Origin of the sequence: Vagococcus sp. CY53-2, assembly GCF_022604695.1 — a bacterium.
Classification (GTDB): domain Bacteria; phylum Bacillota; class Bacilli; order Lactobacillales; family Vagococcaceae; genus Vagococcus.
In genome coordinates, this window is record NZ_JALAHP010000021.1 from 1 (window position 1) to 953 (window position 953).

The following is a 953-nucleotide window of genomic DNA, read 5'->3' on the forward strand; positions in this document are numbered from 1 at the left end:
TGTATTCACTAAATATGGTTTGTTTCTACATAGTAGAAACGCCCTACACATTTGGTTCGTCTTACTTTGTTCAGTTTTCAAAGGTCTAAACTTTGTTGTCGTAACAACTTTTATATCATAACAAGTTGTCATCTTATTGTCAACACTTTTTTAATTTTTTTTGAGAAAAATCTCAAAATCGGGAAGACAGGATTCGAACCTGCGACCCCTTGGTCCCAAACCAAGTGCTCTACCAAGCTGAGCTACTTCCCGTATTAAATTAAACGCGCCCAAGAGGAGTCGAACCCCTAACCTTCTGATCCGTAGTCAGACACTCTATCCAGTTGAGCTATGGGCGCTATTAATGATGCCGAGGACCGGAATCGAACCGGTACGGTGATCACTCACCGCAGGATTTTAAGTCCTGTGCGTCTGCCAGTTCCGCCACCCCGGCTAGAACTTATGAAAAGCGGAAGACGGGGTTCGAACCCGCGACCCCCACCTTGGCAAGGTGATGTTCTACCACTGAACTACTTCCGCTTATAGATGCCGGCTAAAGGACTTGAACCCTCGACCCTCTGATTACAAATCAGATGCTCTACCAACTGAGCTAAGCCGGCATGTTCTATCAATACGAATTTTAAACAACAAAAAAATACTAACTTTCGTATTATGGCTTAATATAGTAATGACCCGTACTGGGCTCGAACCAGTGACCCTCTGATTAAAAGTCAGATGCTCTACCAACTGAGCTAACGAGTCAAAAATGTATGGAGGTTAACGGGATCGAACCGCTGACCCCCTGCTTGTAAGGCAGGTGCTCTCCCAGCTGAGCTAAACCTCCATCAATACAAAAAGCACGGCAACGTCCTACTCTCACAAAGGGAAACCCTTCACTACCCTCGGCGCTAAGAAGCTTAACTTCTGTGTTCGGCATGGTTACAGGTGTATCCTTCTTGCCATCGTCACCGCAC

7 tRNA genes and 1 rRNA gene are annotated in these 953 nt (G+C 45.5%); all 8 read right to left on the reverse strand.

What is annotated here, in order from left to right:
• Positions 1–178: 178 nt before the first annotated feature.
• Positions 179–252: transfer RNA gene (locus MN581_RS09980), tRNA-Pro, on the reverse strand.
• A gap of 12 nt (positions 253–264) precedes the next feature.
• Positions 265–338, reverse strand: a tRNA-Arg gene (locus MN581_RS09985).
• Between the two features lie 9 nt (positions 339–347).
• Positions 348–433 (reverse strand) — tRNA-Leu (locus tag MN581_RS09990).
• A 14-nt stretch (positions 434–447) separates the two neighbouring features.
• Positions 448–519: transfer RNA gene (locus MN581_RS09995), tRNA-Gly, on the reverse strand.
• A gap of 7 nt (positions 520–526) precedes the next feature.
• A tRNA-Thr gene (locus MN581_RS10000) sits at positions 527–599 on the reverse strand.
• A gap of 69 nt (positions 600–668) precedes the next feature.
• A tRNA-Lys gene (locus tag MN581_RS10005) sits at positions 669–741 on the reverse strand.
• Between the two features lie 9 nt (positions 742–750).
• A tRNA-Val gene (locus MN581_RS10010) sits at positions 751–823 on the reverse strand.
• Positions 824–836: 13 nt separating this feature from the next.
• A 5S ribosomal RNA gene (rrf, locus tag MN581_RS10015) occupies positions 837–952 on the reverse strand.
• Position 953: the final 1 nt, after the last annotated feature.